Source organism: Burkholderia sp. BCC1985, from assembly GCF_905339915.1.
Classification (GTDB): Bacteria; Pseudomonadota; Gammaproteobacteria; order Burkholderiales; family Burkholderiaceae; genus Burkholderia.
In genome coordinates this window covers 18093-35965 of record NZ_CAJPGY010000003.1, presented here as the reverse complement: position 1 = coordinate 35965, position 17873 = coordinate 18093, and the positions used below count along the sequence as shown (strand labels likewise).

Genomic DNA, 17873 nt, shown 5'->3' with positions numbered 1-17873 from the left:
CAGACGTGCGCTTGTCCGGGAAGGTTTACGTCTCGCGTGCTCAAGATTCTGCCAATACGCGTCGCCAGTTCAGTTCCATCCATTGTCTGCGGGCCGCCTCCTCATGCAGCATGTCGCCTGGATTCACGACGTGCGGATGCCGCACCGACTGCAGCAGTGGCATGTCATTCAGTGAATCGCTATAGCCGTAGCTGCCATCGAGCGACTCGCCGTGCTGCGCGAGCCACTCCCGCAGCCGCGTAACCTTGCCTTCGCGATAGCTGAGCACGCCGCATGTCCGGCCGCTGTACACGCCGTCGGTCATTTCCAGCTGGATCGCGATCACGTCCGCGACACCGAGCCGCCGCGCAATCGGTCCGACCAGATGCTCGCCCGACGCTGAAATGACGAGCACGCGGTCGCCGCGCGCGCGATGCAGCGCAAGCCGGCTCCAGGCTTCGGGGAACACGCGCGGCACGATCACCTCTTCGATGAAGCGGTCGATCCACGCGCCGACCTCGTCGCGCGCGAGACCCTGCAACGGCGCGAGCGTGTAGTCCATGTAGTCTTCCATCGCGAGCGTGCCCGCATGGTAGTCGCGCAGTAATGCCGCCTCGTGCGGCAGCATGTCGGCCGGCGCGAGACCGTGCTCGACCTGGAATCGCAACCACAGGTTCGAACTGTCGCCGTCGATCAGCGTGTCGTCCATGTCGAAAATCGCGAGCGCCATTCAGTGCACCTCCCGCATCTGACTGCGATCGATCGACACCCCGATCGCGCTGCCAGTCGGCAGCAAATCGTCGGCGCCGCGGTTCAGGTGGTCGACGCGCAGGCTCACGCCGTCGGCGTCGACTTCATAGCGGACGATATTGCCGAGCAGTTGGCGGCCGCGAATGACGGCCGGCACCGGTGCGTCCGGGTGTGCGTGATGCCGTGCGTCCGGTTCGCACAGCTGGATCGATTCGGGGCGAATCGCCAGATGTCCGGTCAGCGCAATTCCGAACAGCCGATCCGCTTCGACTGGCGACAGCAGGTTGTAGCTGCCCATGAAGCGTGCGACGAACTCACTTGCCGGCTCCGTATAGATTGTCTCGGCAGCCCCTTCCTGCACGATGCGTCCGCGATTCATCACGAAGATCCGGTCCGACAGCGTGAGCGCTTCCTCCTGGTCGTGCGTGACAAACACAGTAGTCAGGCCGAGACGTTGCTGGATGTCGCGGATCTGCTCGCGCAGGCTACGGCGAATGCGCGCGTCGAGCGCCGACAACGGCTCGTCGAGCAGCAGGATGCGCGGCTCCACAACCAGTGCGCGCGCGAGCGCGACGCGCTGACGCTGTCCGCCGGACAGCTCGTGCGGATAGCGCGCTTCCATGCCGGTCAGCTCGACGAGACGAATCACGTCGCCGACGCGTCGCGCGACGTCGTCGGCCGTGCGCTTCTGCATCTTGAGGCCGAACGCGATATTGCCCGCGACGGTCATGTTCGGGAACAGCGCGTAGTTCTGGAACACCATGCCGATGCCGCGCCGTTGCGGCGCGAGCGTCGTGATGTCCTGGCCGTCGACGCGAATGGAGCCGCCGTCGACGCCAGTCAGGCCCGCAAGACAGCGCAGCAGCGTGGACTTGCCGCAACCGCTCGGACCAAGCAGCGTGACGAACTCGCCCTGGCGGAGGACGAACCGGATGTCCTCGAAAATGGTCGTGGCGCCGAAGCGCTTGGTCAGACCGTCGATTTCCACATGAGACATGACACAGCCTCTTTATTTGCCTGAGCGGCCGAACCGGGTCGCGAACCCGGTCAGCACGAGAGTAAACAGGAAGTAGCTCATCACGAGCGCGCTCGTCAGGTGGCCGCTACCGGCATTGAGGCCGTACAGATAGACCTGCAACGTCTCGTAGCGCGCGCCGGCGAGCATGTTCGCAAACACGAATTCGCCGAGCAGCAGCGAGAAGGTCAGCAACAGCGATGCCATCAAGCCCTTGCGCAGATTCGGCAGGATGACGCGGACGAACGCCTGCGGCGTATCGGCACCCAGCAGATAGGCCGCATCCATCAGGGTTGTCACATCGAGCGCGCGCAGGCTGTCGGCCAGCGCACGATAGACGAACGGCAATGCGATCGTGAAATAGCTGCCGAGCAGGATCCATGGCGTGCCGACGAGCGGCAGCGGTCCGGCGGCGAACAGCTGCAGCAGCCCGACCGACGCGACCACCGGCGGCATCGAGAACGGGATCAGGATCAGCACGTTCATCCAGCGATCGAGCCGCGGAAAGCGGTAGCAGACGACGAACGCGGCCGGCACGATCACGCTCGTCGCGAGCAGCAGCGTGCCGGCGCACAGCAACAGCGAATGGCCGAACGCGGCCACGAAGCGTGCGTCGTGCCAGAGCCGCGCATACCAGTCGAGCGTCAGCCCCTCTGGCAGGATCGTCGCTTCCCAGCGCCGTGAGAGCGAGTAGAGCAACGTCGCCGCGACGGGCGCGACGAGCAGCACGCTCAGCCCACCGACGACGAAGCGATGGAAGCGGTCAGCGCGCATGGTAAGTCCTCTTCAGCAGCCACTGGTTGACGGCAGCGACCAGCGCGAGCAGTCCCACGAGCAGCACCGACAGCGCGGCGGCAAGGTCCGGCTGCAGGTCGATGTTGCCGGACACGAGACTCGCGATCCGTACGGTCACCAGATTGAAGTTGCCCGACGTCAGCGCGAAAGCAGTCGCATACGCGCCCATCGCGTTCGCGAGCAGCAGGATGAACGTGCCGAGCAGTGCTGGCGCGAGCACCGGCAACGCGACGTGCCGCCAGTACGCCCAATGCCCAGCGCCGAGCAGCGCCGCTGCCTCCTGCCAGTGGTCGTCGAGCGCATCGAGCGCCGGATAGAACAGCAGCAGGCCAAGCGGCAACTGGAAGTACGTGTACAGCAGGATCAGCCCGTCGCGCGAATACAGACGGAAGTCCTGCAACCAGCCCCATTCGCGCAGCAGCAGCGTGAGTGCGCCATTGGTGCCGATCAGGATGACGAACGCGAATGCGAGCGGCACGCCGGACAGATTGCCGGTCATGTTGGTCAGCGCGATCACCGCATTCCTGAAGCGGCCGTCCACGCGACGCAGCGACGCCGCGCCCGGCAGCGTGATCAGCAGCGCCAGCACGCTCGAGTAGAACGAGATGCTCAGGCTGTTGCCGAACGCCTGACGATAGAACGGCGAGCCGGCGATCGTCCGGAAGTTGTCGAGCGACAGGCCGTGTTCGCCCGCGACGCTGTGCACCAACACCCAGCCCATCGGCGCGAGGCAGAACAGCGTCAACAGCGCGAGCATCGGAACGAGCAGCAGTGCCGAGCGCGGGTGACGCAGGCAACGCCTGCGGACGGGCGCGACGCCGACGGCCCGCGGCTGCGGTAGGGAGACGGAGAGTTTCATCGGATTGGAGTTCCGCAAGGCTTGCGCGCCGGACCGTCGCGATTGCGCGGCGACCCGGGCTGCGCGGCGCATCCTCACTGCATGTTGACGATCACCTGCTCTTGCCACGCGCGCGGCAATTGCTTCTGCGCGAGTTCCCACGCGGCGAAGTCGCCGATCGGCTTCGCGACGCGGTACTGCGACGCCGGCAGCAACTTCGCGGCGACGTCCTGCGGAATCCTCACGTCGGCACGGATCGGGCGTGCGTAGCCACGCGCCAAGTTGACCTGGCCGGCGTCGCTCAGGATGTACTCACGCGCGAGCATCGCCGCATTCGGGTGCTTCGCGTACTTGTTAATGATCGTCGAATAGCCATAGGTCAGCGAACCGTCCTGCGGTATCAGCACGTCGAAGCGCGACGCGTCGATCTTGTCGCGATACGCGAGCGCGTTGAAATCCCACTGGATGCCGACCTCCACCTCGCCTTTTTCCAGATTGGCGATGTTCGGGTCATTCAGCGTCAGGCGGCCCTGCTTCGCGAGCTGGGCGAACAGGTCGAGCGCCGGCTTCAGGTTCTTCTCGTTGCCGCCGAGCGCATAGGCCGCGGCCAGCACCGCGCTGCTCGCGCGTGCCGACGTGCCGACGTCGCCGAGCGCGACCTTGTATTTGCCCTTCAGCAGGTCGGCCCACGTCTTCGGCGGATTCTTCACCAGCTTGTTGTTGACGATGAACGCGATCGTGCCCGTGTACGACACCACCCATTGGCCGTCCCTGTCCTTTGCCCACGCGGGGATCCGGCTCCAGGTGGTCGGCTTGTACGGCTGGGTCACGCCCTTTTGCACCGCGATCGGCGCGAACGTATAGCCGACGTCGCCAATGTCGCCGCTCGCGTTGGTCTTCTCGGCGTCGAACTTTGCGATCTCCTCGGCGGAGCTCAGGTCGGTGTCCTGGTGCTTCAGGCCGTATTTCTGCGAAAGCCCGGTCCACGTGTCCTGCCAGTTGGCCCAGTCGGCCGGCATGCCGAGGCTGTTGACTGCGCCCTCTTGCTTCGCGGCGCTGATCAGGCCGTCGATGTTTTGCGCGAATGCGGTGGTGATGGTCAGGCTCAGGGCGCCGGCGATGCAACCGGCAATCAGGGTGCGCATGGTGGTCGTCCTCTGGACTAGTCAAAAAACAGCGCGAATCTTAGAGGCCAAATATGTCAGTTTTGCGTCTTCAAACTTGCGATCTGCGCAGATTCTGAAAAAATGGCGTGAATCTCAGTCGCATATGCACTGCATCGTTGATCATTCCGTTGTCATACGGCCGTCACCGAGGTCTGGCAAAAAGGCGGCATCCGAAAAATAGCAATATTGGACTAGTCATCGCATGAACGATCGCCCTCCAACCCAGATCATGCAGATCCGGCAGGCGCTCACCGGCCAGATCGACAGCGGCCTCCTCGCCCCCGGCGCGAAGCTGCCGTCCGAACGTGAGCTGTGCGAGCTGTTCGACACGACCCGCATCACCCTCAAGGACGCGCTGCTAGCGCTCGAGGCCGAAGGCCTGATCTACCGGGAGGAACGGCGCGGCTGGTTCGTCGCCTATCCGCGGCTGAACTACAACCCGCTCTACCGCACCTACTTTCAGCGCATGGTCACGCTGCAGAAGCGTCAGGTTGAGACGAAGGTCGTCGGTACCGGACAAGTCGTCGCAAACGCGCTGCTGTGCAAGGAAATGGCGCTCGCACCGCTCACCCGCCTATACCAGATCCGCCGCCTGCGCTATCTGGACGGCCGCGCGGTGTCGTACGTCGAGCATTTCCTCAAGCCGGAGCGCTTCCCCGGCATCCTCGAGCACGATTTTTCGAAATCGCTGACGCAGACCTACGAACAGTTCTACGACCTGCGCTTTTCCCGCTCGCGATTCGAGATCTATCCGTCGGCCGCGCGCGGTGACGTCGCGCAGCAGCTGAACGTCACGCCCGGCAGTCCGATCCTGATGATCACGCGGGTCAATTTCGACCAGCACGGCATGCTGGTCGACTGCGACCACGAATACTGGCGCCACGACGCGGTGCGCATTTCGGTCGACAGTCAGGCCGACCAGCCGTGGGGCGGCGAGGACACCGCGTGAACGCCGGCGCGCATCCGCCGTTCACGCCTTCCTTCATAGAGAAAACGAGCATGTCACCGTTGCAACCCGTTCAGGACCGGTTCGACGCGCTGTTGAACCATAACGTGCGCGATCCGTCGCGCTGGCCGGCGCCCGCGCTCACGCCGCCCCTTGCCGCGAAGCTGCTGGAGCGCGTCGACAGCGTGCGGCTGTTCGGCCACGCGTATCCGCTGCTGACCAATCTGACGCACGGTCGCTATCGGCCGATCGATCTGCTCGATTTCGCGTCGCGTCACGAATTGGACGGCATGTGCATTCATCTGCTCGACGGCGAAGCGAACAGTCTCGCTCGAATGTCCGACGACGGATTGTGCGCGGTCGCCGAGCGTGCCCGAACGCTGGGGCTCGCACTCCATCTCGAACTGAGTAGCACCGCGCACGCGGATGTTGACGAGGCGGCCCGCATTGCCCGGGTGATGGGCGTGCGCAATCTCCGCGTGTATTCGCGCTACGAAGGACGGCTGTCTGCGGTCATGGACAGGGTCGGCGCGGACCTGCGCTACCTTGCGCAACTGGCCGAGCGCTTCGATCTCCACGTCGACTTCGAACAGCACGAAGAGCTCAAGAGCGCCGAAATCGCGATGCTGCTGCGTAGGGTCGGCCATCCCCGCATCAATGCGCTGTTCGATTTCGGGAACATGATCAACGCGTGCGAGCAGCCGCTGCAGGCGTTGCGGAACCTGGCGCCGCACATTCGCCAGGTCCACATGAAAGGTGTGCGCATCGTGCCGGAAGCGCGCGGATTCGGACATTACGGTGTGCTGCAGGGTAGCGCCGCCGACGAACTGCCCGGCGCGCGCATGCTGTTCGACCTGCTGATGCTGGGGGAGGATGCGCCGCAGGTGATCGCGTTCATCCTCGAACAGGAAAACCATTACCCCGCGCCGGCGTTCCGGATGATCGACGAAGAATCCGATCCGTTCATTCCTTATCGCGCGATGAGCGATACGCCGCTGCCGGCCGGCTTGACCCTCGAGCAGATGATGGAAGGCGAGGAACGGTGGGCGATCGACCAGGTCGCGTATGTGCGCGGGGTTCTTAGAGAGTTGAGGTGGCTCGCAGAGTGTGTGCTCGGTACGTCTACGTGACGCACATCCCGACTCCTGGCGGACGAGGTTCGGCTCGCATCCGGCATCCACGGCCCACGCTCACGACCAGCCGTGGTCGGTTGCTACCGGTTGAACGGCCTAGAGACGGTTTCATAGGGGATGCTAAGTGTATAGCAATGTGTTCCAGCAGATCGTGCAGCAGCCGAGTTCAAGGAGCACTTTGGGATGTCCGGACGTCGCTCGATGCGAACGCGGAGACGTCGGAAATTGTGCATCCAAGCGTGCGCTCAACGACCCAACGGACCTTGCCAAGACCGCTGCCGTGAGGTATCCGGCGGCGATCTCTTCTACTGTGTGTTCGCCGTCCAACTCGATGGACCGGCCGTAGCCACGCAAATCGACAAAAACATGCGTGAACGCGTGGCCGTCAAGCCGAGGCATGACGGCATCGTAGCTGGAGTGGTCGCCCAGCCAGTCATGCATGACCAGCACACGAACGGGGCCATTGCCGTACTGCACATATCGCCGACCTGACGCTGCCTGTTTGACCCAGTCCAACCTTTCACACATCGGATTCGCACGCAAGCGCTCGTAGCCGGCGCGTATTCGCTTCGACTCAGGCCCATCCGTTCATCGGCCGATGATCAATCGCAGCGGCATTCGGAAAACGCGGCGCATCCGTAACGCGTGATCGGATCGATCTCGTCACGTCATGCGCCGCAACACATGCCTGGATCGGCGACGCGCTACAGCACCCGCTCCAGCGCACTCGCGAACCGCGCAACCGCCGCATCGACGTCATTCAGCTTGTCGAGCCCGAACAAGCCGATCCGGAAAGTCTTGAAATCCGCCCGCTCATCGCATTGCAACGGCACGCCCGCCGCGATCTGCATGCCGACATCGGCGAATTTCTTGCCGGACCGGATATCGTCGTCATCGGTATAACAGACGACGACTCCCGGTGCCTCGAAGCCTTCGGCCGCGACGCTCCGGAACCCCTTCTCGGCGAGCAACGCACGAATCCGCGTGCCGAGCTCCAGTTGTTCCGCCCTCACCTTGTCGAAGCCGTACGCGTCCGTTTCCTTGATCACGTCGCGCAGCGTCGCGAGGCTGTCCGTGGGCATCGTCGCGTGATACGCGAACCCGCCGCTTTCGTACGCTTCCATGATCTGCAGCCACTTGCGCAGATCGCACGCGAAACTGGTACTCGTCGTCGCATCGATGCACTCGCGGGCGAGCGCACCGAGCATCACCAGCGCACAGCCGGGCGACGCGCTCCAGCCCTTTTGCGGTGCGCTGATCAGCACGTCGACACCGCTCGCCTCCATGTCGACCCAGATCGTGCCGGACGCGATGCAATCGAGCACGAACATGCCGCCGACCGCATGCACGGCGTCGGCGACCGCACGCAGATACGCATCGGGCAGCATCATCCCCGACGCGGTTTCGACGTGCGGCGCGAACACCAGATCCGGCTTGTGCTCGCGAATCGCCGCAACGACTTCATCGATCGGCGCCGGCGCAAAGGCGGCCTGTCTGCCCGCTTCGACCGGACGCGCCTTCAGCACGATCGACTCGGACGGAATGCTGCCCATGTCGAAAATCTGCGACCAGCGGAAGCTGAACCAGCCGTTGCGGATGACGAGGCACTTCCTGTTCGTCGCGAACTGCCGGGCCACGGCTTCCATGCCGAACGTCCCGCTGCCCGGGACGATTGCGACCGCCTTCGCGTTGTAGACCTTCTTCAGCGCAGCGGAAATGTCGCGCATCACGCCCTGGAAGCGCTGCGACATGTGATTGATCGACCGGTCGGTGTACACCACCGAGTATTCGAGAAGCCCGTCGCGGTCGACATCGGGAAGTAATCCTGGCACGTTCGCCTCCGGTAAAGGACATGGGATGAGCGCGAGCGGTGTTCATGAGCGGATGCCGCTGCGCCGATGCAACGCTGCTTTTCTCTGATAGACGAACGATTCTAACGAAAGCTGTCCGCTCGTTGGAAATTTCGGCGCTTGTCTCATTCACCGCACATCCGGTGTCGTGCGCGCGACGGGTCGACGCGCTATGGACGCGATGCCAGCAACCTGATCCCAGCGACCCCGAATACGACGGCCAGACACCCGTCCAGTGCCTTGTGGGTTCGCATGTAGATCCTTCGAACCGGCTCCATGGAAAACAGCCATGCATAACCGGCGAACACGCCGCACCCAATGGCCGCACAACCCACGACCAGTGCACCTTGTGACGGCCGGGTGCCGCCGGACGACAGCGCCACGATCGAAACCCACACGAGGATCGCCTTCGGATTGGTGAGATGAAGCATCGCACCGCGGCAATAGATGCTGGCCAACGTCGGCGTTCGCGCCGTTTCGGAGACGGCGGGCGCCGCCCGTCCGAGCGCATTGCGCGCCGACTTGAATGCAAGCCACAAGAGATACAGTCCGCCGAAAATCCTGATCGCGACGATGAATGGGGCATACGCGATCAGCGCAGCCGATACGCCCAGCACGGCCACACTCGCCCACAACATCGAACTCGACAGGACGCCAAGCGAGAACGTCAATGCCGCCTTTCGGCCGTGATTCGCCGCGATGGACATGATGGCGAGATTGCTCGGTCCGGGGCTCGCGGTACCGACGAAATAGATTGCGTAGGCAAACAGCAGGTCGGTCGCGAGGTGGGCATTGGCCGTCATGTTCGGGATTCCGCAACGAAAAGTGGCCGGATGATCGGACACAGGCGGAGCCGGCGAAAGAGGCAATATCGCCATCTTCCGTTGAATTTCGGACAAGCCGGCGAGACCGCATCGAGGCACCGTACCGTGTCGTTGTCGAAGCGCTCCGCCGCAAACGAGGCGGAGCGCTTCGCCCGTCACGCGCGCAACGGTCTCAACCCGGCACGCACTTCATTCGCGAAGATCATCGGTTCTTCCCATGCCGCGAAGTGCCCGCCTGTTGCCGGTTTGTTGAAGTAAATCAGATTGTGATAAGCCCTCTCGGTCCAGCTCCGCGGCGCCTGGTAGTTTTCCCCCGGAAACGCGCTCACCGCCGCCGGCACGCCGACGTCGGCCGCAAGGAAGAAGTTCGCATGCGATTCCCAGTAGAAACGCGCCGCCGAGACGCCCGTGTTCGTCAGCCAGTAAAGCGTGATGTCGTCGAGCACGTCGTCCCGTGTCAGCGCGCCGGCCGAGTGGCCGTTGACCGGGCGACCCTGCACGGCCGCGCTCAGCGCCGCCGCCGGCTGGCCGTAACCGTCCCCGTGGTCGAGCAGCCACGACGCCAGCGCGACGGGCGAATCGGCGAGTCCGTACAACGTCTGCGGGCGCGTACCCATTTCAATCGCGTAGCCGCGCTTCCTCTTGAAATTGGCGCTCAGCTGTTCATATGCGTGCCGCTCGTCGTCCGACAAGCCGGCAGGTGCGGGATCGCCCGCCGTCAGCGACTTCAGAATTTCCGCCGGCACGGACGCCGGGAAATTCACATGAATGCCCATCAGTTCAGGCGGCGCCTGTTTCGCCATGATGTTCGTGACGATGCCGCCGAGGTCCCCGCCCTGCGAAGCAAAGCGCGCGTAGCCGAGCCGTTTCATCAGCGTCACCCATGCGCGCGCCGTGCGCTCCGGCCCCCATCCCGTCGTCGTGGGGCGCGCCGAAAAGCCATAGCCGGGCAGCGACGGAATCACGAGATGGAACGCATCCGACGCCGGCGCGCCGTACGCGGTCGGATCGACGAGGGGCGCGATGATCTTGAACTGCTCGATGATGGAGCCGGGCCAGCCGTGGGTCACGATCAACGGCATCGCATTCTCGTGCTTCGATCGCACATGGATGAAGTGGATGTCGAGGCCATCGATTTCGGTCACGAATTGCGGGTACGCATTCAGCGTCGCTTCGCACTTGCGCCAGTCGTAGTCGCTCGCCCAATACCGCGCGAGCGCCTGAATGGTCGCAAGCTGAATGCCCTGCGACTCGTCGGCCACGGTCTCGCGGTCCGGCCAACGCGTCGCGTTGATGCGGTGCCGCATGTCGGCGAGCTGCGCGTCGGGTACATGCACCTGGAACGGCCGAATCGCCGATCTGTCACCGCGTGCGGGTTCCGCGGTGCCGATTGCCGGGCTGGTCTGCGCGAGCGCCAGGCGGCTCAGCGAGCCGGCCGCCAGTGCGGCGGCCGCGATACCGACAAAGCGTCGGCGCGACAACGACGTCGTCACGTTGCGACCGGCGCCGGCAGGCGCGCTTTCGGCGCCCGACATCAGGAGTGGCCGGTCATCGGCAGCGTTCGTTTTCATATCACACACCTTTCAAGGAAAGATTTCGTCACACCTTTATATGCATATGCACATATTGCGATCAAAAAATGTGCGGTCATGCGGCGATCCATACTGCGACTGCCCGACCCGATCGGCAAGCCGAATGTTCAGCACGGCCGGGCAAGCCCGCGCATCACGCAGCAGCGGCACGCCAATCGTCCACGCCCACTTCATATCCGGCCACCGGCTGCGCGACGCGTTCGTGAACATGCGCGGTCGGCGTACGGTCGATCATCAGGCTCAGCAATTCCGAGCGGTTATAGTGACCGGCCGCATCCATCAGCATCTTGCGACGGTCGATCAGCGAGAAGTCCAGATCGACGATGACCTCGCCCTCGCCCGATCGAAGCGGCTCGGCCATCAACATGCCGTCGGGCGACACGATCGTCGTGAAGCAGCCGCCCGAGATAGGCCCGATCGCGCAACCGGTGTCCTTCATGATTTGCGCCTGCTGGTCGGCATCCAGCCACGCCGTTGCATTGACGACGAACGCGCCGGACTCGAGCGCATGCTGCCGGATGTTGATCTCCATGCGCTGCGCGAAGCCTTCCCCGAAGGCCGAACCCGGATACATCGCCGAATGAATCTGCTCGCCGTCGGCAATCATCGCGTAGCGCGCGAGCGGATTGTTGTGCTCGAAACACGCGAGCTGCCCGATACGGCCGACGGCGCTGTCGACCGCGCGCAACCCCGATCCGTCGCCCTGCCCCCAAACCATGCGCTCGAAGTGCGTCGGCGTGATCTTGCGACGGCGCTGGATCAGTTGCCCGTCCGCGTCGAACAGCAATTGCGCGTTGTACAGCGTGCCGCCGTCGCGCTCGTTGACGCCGATGGACACGACCATGCCGGCCATGCGTGCTGCTTCGCCGATCGCATCGGTCGCGGTGGACGGCACGGTGACGGCCTGTTCCAGCAGCCGGAGATGCTCGGTACCGGACAGCAGTTCGATGCCCGTCTGAACGGCCGCGAAATACGGGTAATAGGGGACGACCGTTTCGGGAAAAGTGGCGAATTGCACACCTTGCCGGCCAAGGTCGTGGATCTTCTCCACGACCTTGGCGACGGTGGCTTCACGACTGTAGAGCACCGGGCTGAACTGGACAGCGGCGGCCTTGACGACTTTCATGACACACTCCTTGGACGATGCGCGGTGCGGCACTCCGCTCGCGACAGGCGCATTGGAGCAGGCGAACGTATCCCGTTCTTGTCGGAAAGTCGGCGATATGTATGCGTACGTATCCGCGTCTGTTGCAGATACTTCGGGATACAAAGAAAGGGGGCGACCGGAGCGGCCCTGACCTGACGCGATCGGTAACGCGACGTCGCGACGCTCAATCGCGCCGATCGCGTGGTTCGGCTTGCACGCTCTTTGCCGCCGCACGCGAGAACTGCACTTGATATTCGCTCGGCGACAACCCCGTCTTGCGCTTGAACAATTGCCGGAACGTACTGACATCGCTGTAACCGACGCGCTGACTCACGTCCTCGAGCCCGATCGGCCGTGTTTCCAGCAGACGTTTCGCAACCTCGACCCGCAGATTCTGCAGATACGTCAACGGCGCGAGGCCGACCGCTTCCTTGAAGCGACGATTGAGCGTGCGTTCGCTGACGGCAAGCGATGCCGCCAGATCGCCGAGCCGGAATCCTTGCTGCAATGTCGCTTCCATCCGCTGCTGAGCGCGCGCCACGAGCGTGTCGGTATGCCCGTGTTCGTCGAGCAGCGTGGCAAAGGAGGCCTGCGACGTCCGGTTCATGTCGATCAACAGCGCCTTCGCGGTCATCGTCGCGAGTTCTCCGCCGGCGCAGGCTTCGACGAGATGCACGGCGAGGTTCAGATAGGACGTGACGGAGCCGCCCGAGATGATCCCGTCTTGCGCGAGCAGCAGCTCGTTCGCGCGGACTTCGACACGCGGATAGCGGCGCGCGAAATCCGCCGCTCTCGCCCAGTGCGTCGTCGCGACGCGGCCATCCAGCAGGCCCGCCTCGGCAAGCAGGTAATTCGCCGTGCAATACGCGGCGAGCATCGCGCCGGCCTTGTGTTGACGCCGCAGTGCGGAAGTCAGTTCGCTCAACTGCTCGCGATGCCCGAGGAACTCGTCGATCCGCGAAAAGAAAGGTGCCGTCAGCAGCACGGCGTCGGCTCGTTTGCGCGGGTCGATCTTGCCGTCGACCGGAATGATCTGACCTGACGCCGCCTTCACCGGTTGCCCGTCGAGCGACTCCACGCGCCATGCGAACAACGGCGCGGACCGCGCGCCCGGTTCCGCCCGGCGCGCATGGAACTGATTTGCAGCGCTGAAGACATCGACCGGGCCCGCGACGCCGGACGCCAGGATTCCGTCATAGACCCAGATGCGGATGATCGCCATTGCGTGTCCGAATTTCCTTTGATAGTGGCGATGCTGCCACTTTCCTGCGTCCGCGTAAACCGCGACGATGGCGCCATCCGATCAACCGAAACCAGGAGCATCCCATGCCGATGATCGATGCGATGTGGCCCGACCACGCACTGACGCCCGATGCTGAAGCCCGCCTCGTCAGGGAACTGACCGATATCCTCATCGAAGCAGAAGGGTACGATCCCGCGAGCCCGGTCGTTCAGCGCGTGACCGTATTCCATCTGCACCGGCCGGCCGCGATCTACATCGGCGGCGAACGTACCGATACGGTGCGCTACCGGATCATTCCTTCGGTTCCCGAAGGGCAATACACCGACGAATCGCGCCGCTCGCTCGTCCGACGCGTCACGGAAGCCGTGGCACGCGCGGAAGGCCGGCCGTTCGACGATGTCGCACCGCGCGTCTGGATTTTTCCGACCGAGATCCCGGACGGTGCGTGGGGAACGCGCGGCGCGATCTGGACGCTGCCCGATATCCACGCGCTGCTCGCGGGCGAACCGGAGCGCGACGCGGGCACCGAGCGCCTTGCGCGACGGCGCCGGGAAAAGGCACGCGTTGCACTCGCGGCAGCGCTCGATGCCGCAAACGCAGGTGTCACGCGCAACGCGTGCAAGGAGTAACCGCCATGAAATTCAACGACACGGCCCCGATGATGGCACCCGCCGACGGTCCGCCGCGGTGGCTGGCGCGCCTGGCCGAAAACGCGACGCTGGAAGCCACCGTGCTGAAGCGCCCGATCGACGGGCGAGCCGACATTCTCTCGGTGATCAAGCACGCGGTCTCGCTCTACGAGTTCCAGCAGCATGCTTACAAAGGCATGATCGGCAACGATCTTTATCTGGAATCCTATCGTTCACGTATCAATGGCGTGCCGATCGAGACGGTGGTCGTCGCCCATATGAACGAGCAAGGCGATACGGATTCCGTCGTCATCAATCATCGACCGCTCGATGCCGCACTACTCTTCTCGCAATTGATGCGCGAGCGCGTGGACGAGCGCTTTCGCGCGTGTTATCTGTCGGAACGGGAAGCCGCCGCGCTCAATGCGGCAGCCGTCCCGCCACCGGGTCCGGGGCCGCAGGATGAAACGCCTTCTTCTTGATTTGACGGCAGCATGCTTGCTGCTCGCTTTGGCAGGAGTCTCCATGGCACATTCCGCTGCGTTGCCGACCACGCCCACCACGAAGATACTGGCGATCGGCACGTTTCCTCCCGGCACGGACATGCAGCACGTCCAGACCATTCTTCCGACCGAAGTCCGCGAGACGACACAGCTGTATCTCGCGGGCAAGATCGATCAGTGGTATTCCCTGCAGGACCGGCCCGGGGTCGCGTTCGTCCTGAACGTGACGGACACGGGTGAAGCGCATGAAATGCTGGAACGACTCCCGTTGGGGAAGGCCCACCTCATGACGTTCACGCTGCTCCCGATCGGCCCGCTCAAGCCATTGAGCAAGCTCTTGAATCCTCCGGCGGCTCAGTAGAACCCCCTGCACCCCGCCATCTTTCGAAACAGCGAAGCGCAACTTGTGCCGCGCGATGTCGCACCGAACGAGATCCTCGATCATGACTCGACCCGTAACGAAAACACCCGCCTCTCCCGCCGCCGCTGCGAGTTCTTCAACGTGCCCGACCGTGCCGGCGCCGTCGTCGCCGGAACCCACGGTCGACGTCGGCGACGTCCAGGTCAATGCCGACATCACGCTGCGCTGCATGGTCTACCGCCCCGCACGATCGAAGGGCATCGTGCTGTTCCTGCACGGCTTCCCCGAGACAATGTATGCATGGAAGCCGATTGCCGAATCACTGTCCAGCGACTACGAGGTCCATGCGTTCGACTGGCCAGGCTACGGGCAATCGTCGCGTCCGCGCGCCGATCGCTTTTCGTACGCGCCGAGCGACTATGCCCGTGTGCTGAGAGACTACATCCGAACGTCGGGCATCGATGGTTCGAGACTGTTGATTTATGCGACGGATATCGGTGCGCTTCCGGCGCTGCTGGCAGCGTTGGAACAACCGGATATCGCGCGGGAAATCATCGTTGGCGACTTTGCCCCGTTCAACCGGCCGCAATATATGTACGAAAGCCTGCAAGGCCTGAAGTCGAAGCCTTCGTCGGATATCGTGCGCGCCGCCATGAACAGGAATCGCGACGAAATCCTCGCAAACACGTTCTTCCGGGGCATGGAGGATGACGAGCGCTACACGTTGCCCGAGGAATTCATGGACGACGTGGCGAAGGGATGGGACGGTGACTTGACCGCGGCCGACGCCTTTTTCCACTACTACGCAAGCTTCACCCGGGACCAGGACTACTTCGAAGCCAATATGGCAAAGCTGAAAGTCCCCGTGAAGGTCGTGTGGGGCGGGAAGGACATCTATATCAAGAAGGAAATGGGCATCGAGTACGCGGACCGAAACGGGGTGAACATTTCGATTCTTCCGGAACTGGGCCACTTTCCGCATCTGCAGGCGCCCGCCCGGACGGCGAACGAAGTTCGGGCTTCGTTCGGCGCGGCGAGCGATCGCGGGACCGAGTAACGGACAACGGCGGGACGATGCCTCTCCCGCCGGCGATTCACCCGCACCGCCGATCACTTCGGCCATCGCCAGCCTGGATCGGGCAAGTGTTCGGCGAAGTAGCCGGACTGTCAGACCGGCGCGCCGAAACGCAACATCGTGAAACCGGGCTTGCGCTCCGAGGGCACGGGAACATAATCTTTAACGATACCGGCGGACGTAACGAACGATTCCGCCCGGGTTCCCTGACGTCCTGCGATGAACATCAAAAGCCGTGCCCGCCAGCACACGGCCCGCCCGCCCCGCAAGCCCGATGCCGGCCTGCTGCAGTGGATCAACGGACTCGCCGCGGCGCGCACGTATCGATTGCATTGGCTGCCGCACGATCTGCTTGCCGGCGTCACGCTCAGTGCCGTGCTCGTGCCCGCCGGCATGGCGTACGCGAACGCAGCCGGCCTGCCCGCCGTCAACGGGCTCTATGCGTCGCTTGCCGCGATGCTCGCGTATGCGCTCTTCGGCCCCAGCCGCATCCTCGTGCTCGGCCCCGACTCCGCGCTGGTCGCGCTGATTGCCGCAAGCATCACGCCGCTTGCTCACGGCGATGCCGCGCATGCGCTGGCCCTTGCCGGCGCGCTCGCGATACTCGCGGGCGCGATCTGCATCGCGGTCGGAGTGCTCAGGCTCGGATTCGTCACCGAGTTGCTGTCGCTGCCCATCCGGTACGGCTTTCTGAACGGCATCATGCTGACGATCAGCATCGGACAATTGCCCAAGCTCCTCGGCTACAAGGGCAGCGGCGAATCGTTCATCGAGCAGGTGCGCGACGTGGCCGCCGGCATCGCGGCATCGAAGGTGAACGCAACGTCGTTCGCACTCGGCGTCGCCGCGCTCGCGCTGATACTCGTGTGCAAACGGCTCTGGCCCAGGTTGCCGGGTGTACTGCTCGCCGTGGCGGGCGCGACCGCAGTGGTAATGTGGTTCGATCTGTCGACGCGCGCCGGCGTTGCAACCGTCGGTGCGGTCCCGCAAGGCCTGCCGGTGCCGCGCATCCCCGACGTGAGCCTCGACGGCTGGCTGCATCTCGCGGGAAGCGCAGCGGCGATCGCGCTCGTTTCGTTCACGGATATCAGCGTGCTGTCCCGCACCTACGAACTGCGCAACGACACCAGCGTTGACCGGAATCACGAATGCATCGCGCTCGGGCTGTCGAACCTCGCCGCCGGCCTGATGCAAGGGTTCGCGGTGAGCGCGAGCGGGTCACGCACGCCCGTCGCGGAAGCGGCGGGCGCGAAGACGCAGGCGACGGGCGTGGTGGCTGCCGCGGTCGTTGCCGCACTGCTGCTGTTCGCGCCGCGCGCGCTTGCGCACACGCCGCAATCCGCGCTGGCCGCCGTCGTGATCGCGGCATGCGTGAACATGATCGAGGTGCGCGGCGTCGTGCGGCTTTATCGGCTCCGCAAAAGCGAGTTCGTGCAGGCGGTGGCGTGCTTCGTCGGCGTTGCAGCCGTCGGGGTCGTGAACGGCATTGCGCTGGCACTGCTGCTCACCGTGCTGTCGTTTCTGTGGCGCGCGTGGCGGCCTTACGATGCCGTGCTCGGGCGGGTCGACGGCAGGAAGGGCTATCACGACGTGTCGCGCCATCCGGACGCGCGGCGCGTGCCCGGGCTCGTGCTGCTGCGCTGGGATGCGCCGCTCTTTTTCGCGAACGGCGAAATCTTTCGGGAACGCGTGTTGCGCGCGGTCGATGAATCGCCGGAGCCGGCACGCTGGATCGTCATCGCGGCGGAGCCCGTGACCGACATCGACCTCACGGCTGCCGATGTGCTCGAACGGCTGCATCTCGAACTTGCCGCCCGGCAGGTCAAGCTGGTCTTCGCGGAGCTGAAAGGCCCCGTCAAGGACAGCCTCAGGCATTACGGCATGTACAGCATGTTCGGCGACGACAACTTCTTTCCGACGATCGGCGCAGCGGTAAGTCGTTATGTGGACATGCATCGAATCGAGTGGCACGACTGGGAAGACTCCCGGGGATCGGCGGGGGACTGATGGTCGGCAACATATCGGAG

17 protein-coding genes and 1 pseudogene are annotated in these 17873 nt (G+C 64.0%); 7 read left to right on the top strand and 11 right to left on the bottom strand.

The window, feature by feature from the left end; genetic code table 11:
* Nucleotides 1–40 precede the first annotated feature (40 nt).
* From U4Z31_RS03590 to U4Z31_RS03570, 5 genes are all read right to left on the bottom strand, one after another.
* Nucleotides 41–709, bottom strand: a complete 669-nt coding sequence (locus tag U4Z31_RS03590) for an HAD family hydrolase (RefSeq protein WP_321809443.1) — start codon at nucleotides 707–709, stop codon at nucleotides 41–43.
* Nucleotides 710–1726 (bottom strand): ABC transporter ATP-binding protein, encoded by a 1017-nt coding sequence (locus U4Z31_RS03585; RefSeq protein ID WP_321809442.1) that lies wholly within the window; start codon nucleotides 1724–1726, stop codon nucleotides 710–712. It abuts the gene before it with no gap.
* Nucleotides 1727–1738: 12 nt separating this feature from the next.
* Entirely contained in the window at nucleotides 1739–2518 is a 780-nt protein-coding gene (locus U4Z31_RS03580; protein ID WP_321809441.1) for an ABC transporter permease, read from the bottom strand.
* Entirely contained in the window at nucleotides 2508–3398 is an 891-nt protein-coding gene (locus tag U4Z31_RS03575) for an ABC transporter permease (RefSeq protein ID WP_321809440.1), read from the bottom strand. Before U4Z31_RS03575 ends, U4Z31_RS03580 begins: the two co-directional genes overlap by 11 nt.
* Nucleotides 3399–3472: 74 nt before the next feature.
* Complete coding sequence (locus U4Z31_RS03570; RefSeq protein WP_321809439.1) at nucleotides 3473–4522, bottom strand: ABC transporter substrate-binding protein; 1050 nt, start codon at nucleotides 4520–4522, stop codon at nucleotides 3473–3475.
* A 223-nt stretch (nucleotides 4523–4745) separates the two neighbouring features.
* Between U4Z31_RS03570 and U4Z31_RS03565 the strand changes: the two genes are divergently transcribed.
* Both U4Z31_RS03565 and U4Z31_RS03560 read left to right on the top strand, forming a co-directional pair.
* Nucleotides 4746–5492 (top strand): UTRA domain-containing protein, encoded by a 747-nt coding sequence (locus U4Z31_RS03565; RefSeq protein ID WP_321809438.1) that lies wholly within the window; start codon nucleotides 4746–4748, stop codon nucleotides 5490–5492.
* A gap of 50 nt (nucleotides 5493–5542) precedes the next feature.
* The gene (locus U4Z31_RS03560; protein ID WP_321809437.1) at nucleotides 5543–6619 is read left to right on the top strand and encodes a sugar phosphate isomerase/epimerase family protein; all 1077 of its coding nucleotides are present in this window, start codon (nucleotides 5543–5545) and stop codon (nucleotides 6617–6619) included.
* Between the two features lie 123 nt (nucleotides 6620–6742).
* Here U4Z31_RS03560 and U4Z31_RS03555 read toward each other — a convergent pair.
* The 6 genes and pseudogenes from U4Z31_RS03555 to U4Z31_RS03530 all read right to left on the bottom strand — a co-directional run.
* Nucleotides 6743–6920, bottom strand: a pseudogene (locus tag U4Z31_RS03555) (IS5/IS1182 family transposase); the annotation flags it as partial.
* Nucleotides 6921–7326: 406 nt separating this feature from the next.
* Nucleotides 7327–8454 (bottom strand): aminotransferase class V-fold PLP-dependent enzyme, encoded by a 1128-nt coding sequence (locus U4Z31_RS03550; protein WP_321809436.1) that lies wholly within the window; start codon nucleotides 8452–8454, stop codon nucleotides 7327–7329.
* Nucleotides 8455–8642: 188 nt separating this feature from the next.
* Nucleotides 8643–9275 carry a LysE family translocator gene (locus U4Z31_RS03545; protein WP_321809435.1) on the bottom strand — a complete coding sequence of 211 codons (633 nt, stop codon included), beginning with the start codon at nucleotides 9273–9275 and terminating at the stop codon, nucleotides 8643–8645.
* 176 nt (nucleotides 9276–9451) lie between these two features.
* Nucleotides 9452–10831, bottom strand: a complete 1380-nt coding sequence (locus U4Z31_RS03540) for an epoxide hydrolase family protein (RefSeq protein ID WP_321809593.1) — start codon at nucleotides 10829–10831, stop codon at nucleotides 9452–9454.
* A 190-nt stretch (nucleotides 10832–11021) separates the two neighbouring features.
* On the bottom strand, nucleotides 11022–12014 hold the full coding sequence (locus tag U4Z31_RS03535; protein ID WP_321809592.1) for a carbon-nitrogen hydrolase family protein: 993 nt from the start codon (nucleotides 12012–12014) through the stop codon (nucleotides 11022–11024).
* Between the two features lie 205 nt (nucleotides 12015–12219).
* A complete protein-coding gene (locus U4Z31_RS03530) occupies nucleotides 12220–13257 on the bottom strand; it encodes a GlxA family transcriptional regulator (RefSeq protein ID WP_321809434.1) in 1038 nt (345 codons plus the stop codon).
* Nucleotides 13258–13361: 104 nt separating this feature from the next.
* On the opposite strand from U4Z31_RS03530, the gene U4Z31_RS03525 reads away from it, so the two are divergent.
* The 5 genes from U4Z31_RS03525 to U4Z31_RS03505 all read left to right on the top strand — a co-directional run bounded on the left by U4Z31_RS03525 (nucleotide 13362) and on the right by U4Z31_RS03505 (nucleotide 17853).
* Nucleotides 13362–13907 (top strand): tautomerase family protein, encoded by a 546-nt coding sequence (locus U4Z31_RS03525; protein WP_044847770.1) that lies wholly within the window; start codon nucleotides 13362–13364, stop codon nucleotides 13905–13907.
* Nucleotides 13908–13912: 5 nt separating this feature from the next.
* On the top strand, nucleotides 13913–14389 hold the full coding sequence (locus U4Z31_RS03520) for a hypothetical protein (RefSeq protein ID WP_124666915.1): 477 nt from the start codon (nucleotides 13913–13915) through the stop codon (nucleotides 14387–14389).
* A 43-nt stretch (nucleotides 14390–14432) separates the two neighbouring features.
* Complete coding sequence (locus tag U4Z31_RS03515; protein ID WP_044847812.1) at nucleotides 14433–14771, top strand: muconolactone Delta-isomerase family protein; 339 nt, start codon at nucleotides 14433–14435, stop codon at nucleotides 14769–14771.
* 82 nt (nucleotides 14772–14853) lie between these two features.
* Nucleotides 14854–15828: an alpha/beta hydrolase gene (locus U4Z31_RS03510; RefSeq protein WP_321809433.1), complete on the top strand. Its 975-nt coding sequence runs from the start codon at nucleotides 14854–14856 to the stop codon at nucleotides 15826–15828.
* Between the two features lie 237 nt (nucleotides 15829–16065).
* Complete coding sequence (locus tag U4Z31_RS03505) at nucleotides 16066–17853, top strand: SulP family inorganic anion transporter (protein WP_321809432.1); 1788 nt, start codon at nucleotides 16066–16068, stop codon at nucleotides 17851–17853.
* Nucleotides 17854–17873: the final 20 nt, after the last annotated feature.

Excerpts from the sequence above, each read along its gene's own strand:
- U4Z31_RS03545 (WP_321809435.1), bottom strand. The coding sequence starts at position 9,275 with ATGACGGCCAATGCCCACCTCGCGACCGACCTGCTGTTTGCCTACGCA.
- U4Z31_RS03575 (WP_321809440.1), bottom strand. The coding sequence starts at position 3,398 with ATGAAACTCTCCGTCTCCCTACCGCAGCCGCGGGCCGTCGGCGTCGCG.
- U4Z31_RS03525 (WP_044847770.1), top strand. The coding sequence starts at position 13,362 with ATGCCGATGATCGATGCGATGTGGCCCGACCACGCACTGACGCCCGAT.
- U4Z31_RS03565 (WP_321809438.1), top strand. The coding sequence starts at position 4,746 with ATGAACGATCGCCCTCCAACCCAGATCATGCAGATCCGGCAGGCGCTC.
- U4Z31_RS03585 (WP_321809442.1), bottom strand. The coding sequence starts at position 1,726 with ATGTCTCATGTGGAAATCGACGGTCTGACCAAGCGCTTCGGCGCCACG.
- U4Z31_RS03520 (WP_124666915.1), top strand. The coding sequence starts at position 13,913 with ATGAAATTCAACGACACGGCCCCGATGATGGCACCCGCCGACGGTCCG.
- U4Z31_RS03515 (WP_044847812.1), top strand. The coding sequence starts at position 14,433 with ATGGCACATTCCGCTGCGTTGCCGACCACGCCCACCACGAAGATACTG.
- U4Z31_RS03560 (WP_321809437.1), top strand. The coding sequence starts at position 5,543 with ATGTCACCGTTGCAACCCGTTCAGGACCGGTTCGACGCGCTGTTGAAC.
- U4Z31_RS03510 (WP_321809433.1), top strand. The coding sequence starts at position 14,854 with ATGACTCGACCCGTAACGAAAACACCCGCCTCTCCCGCCGCCGCTGCG.
- U4Z31_RS03505 (WP_321809432.1), top strand. The coding sequence starts at position 16,066 with ATGAACATCAAAAGCCGTGCCCGCCAGCACACGGCCCGCCCGCCCCGC.
- U4Z31_RS03580 (WP_321809441.1), bottom strand. The coding sequence starts at position 2,518 with ATGCGCGCTGACCGCTTCCATCGCTTCGTCGTCGGTGGGCTGAGCGTG.
- U4Z31_RS03535 (WP_321809592.1), bottom strand. The coding sequence starts at position 12,014 with ATGAAAGTCGTCAAGGCCGCCGCTGTCCAGTTCAGCCCGGTGCTCTAC.
- U4Z31_RS03530 (WP_321809434.1), bottom strand. The coding sequence starts at position 13,257 with ATGGCGATCATCCGCATCTGGGTCTATGACGGAATCCTGGCGTCCGGC.
- U4Z31_RS03590 (WP_321809443.1), bottom strand. The coding sequence starts at position 709 with ATGGCGCTCGCGATTTTCGACATGGACGACACGCTGATCGACGGCGAC.
- U4Z31_RS03570 (WP_321809439.1), bottom strand. The coding sequence starts at position 4,522 with ATGCGCACCCTGATTGCCGGTTGCATCGCCGGCGCCCTGAGCCTGACC.
- U4Z31_RS03540 (WP_321809593.1), bottom strand. The coding sequence starts at position 10,831 with ATGTCGGGCGCCGAAAGCGCGCCTGCCGGCGCCGGTCGCAACGTGACG.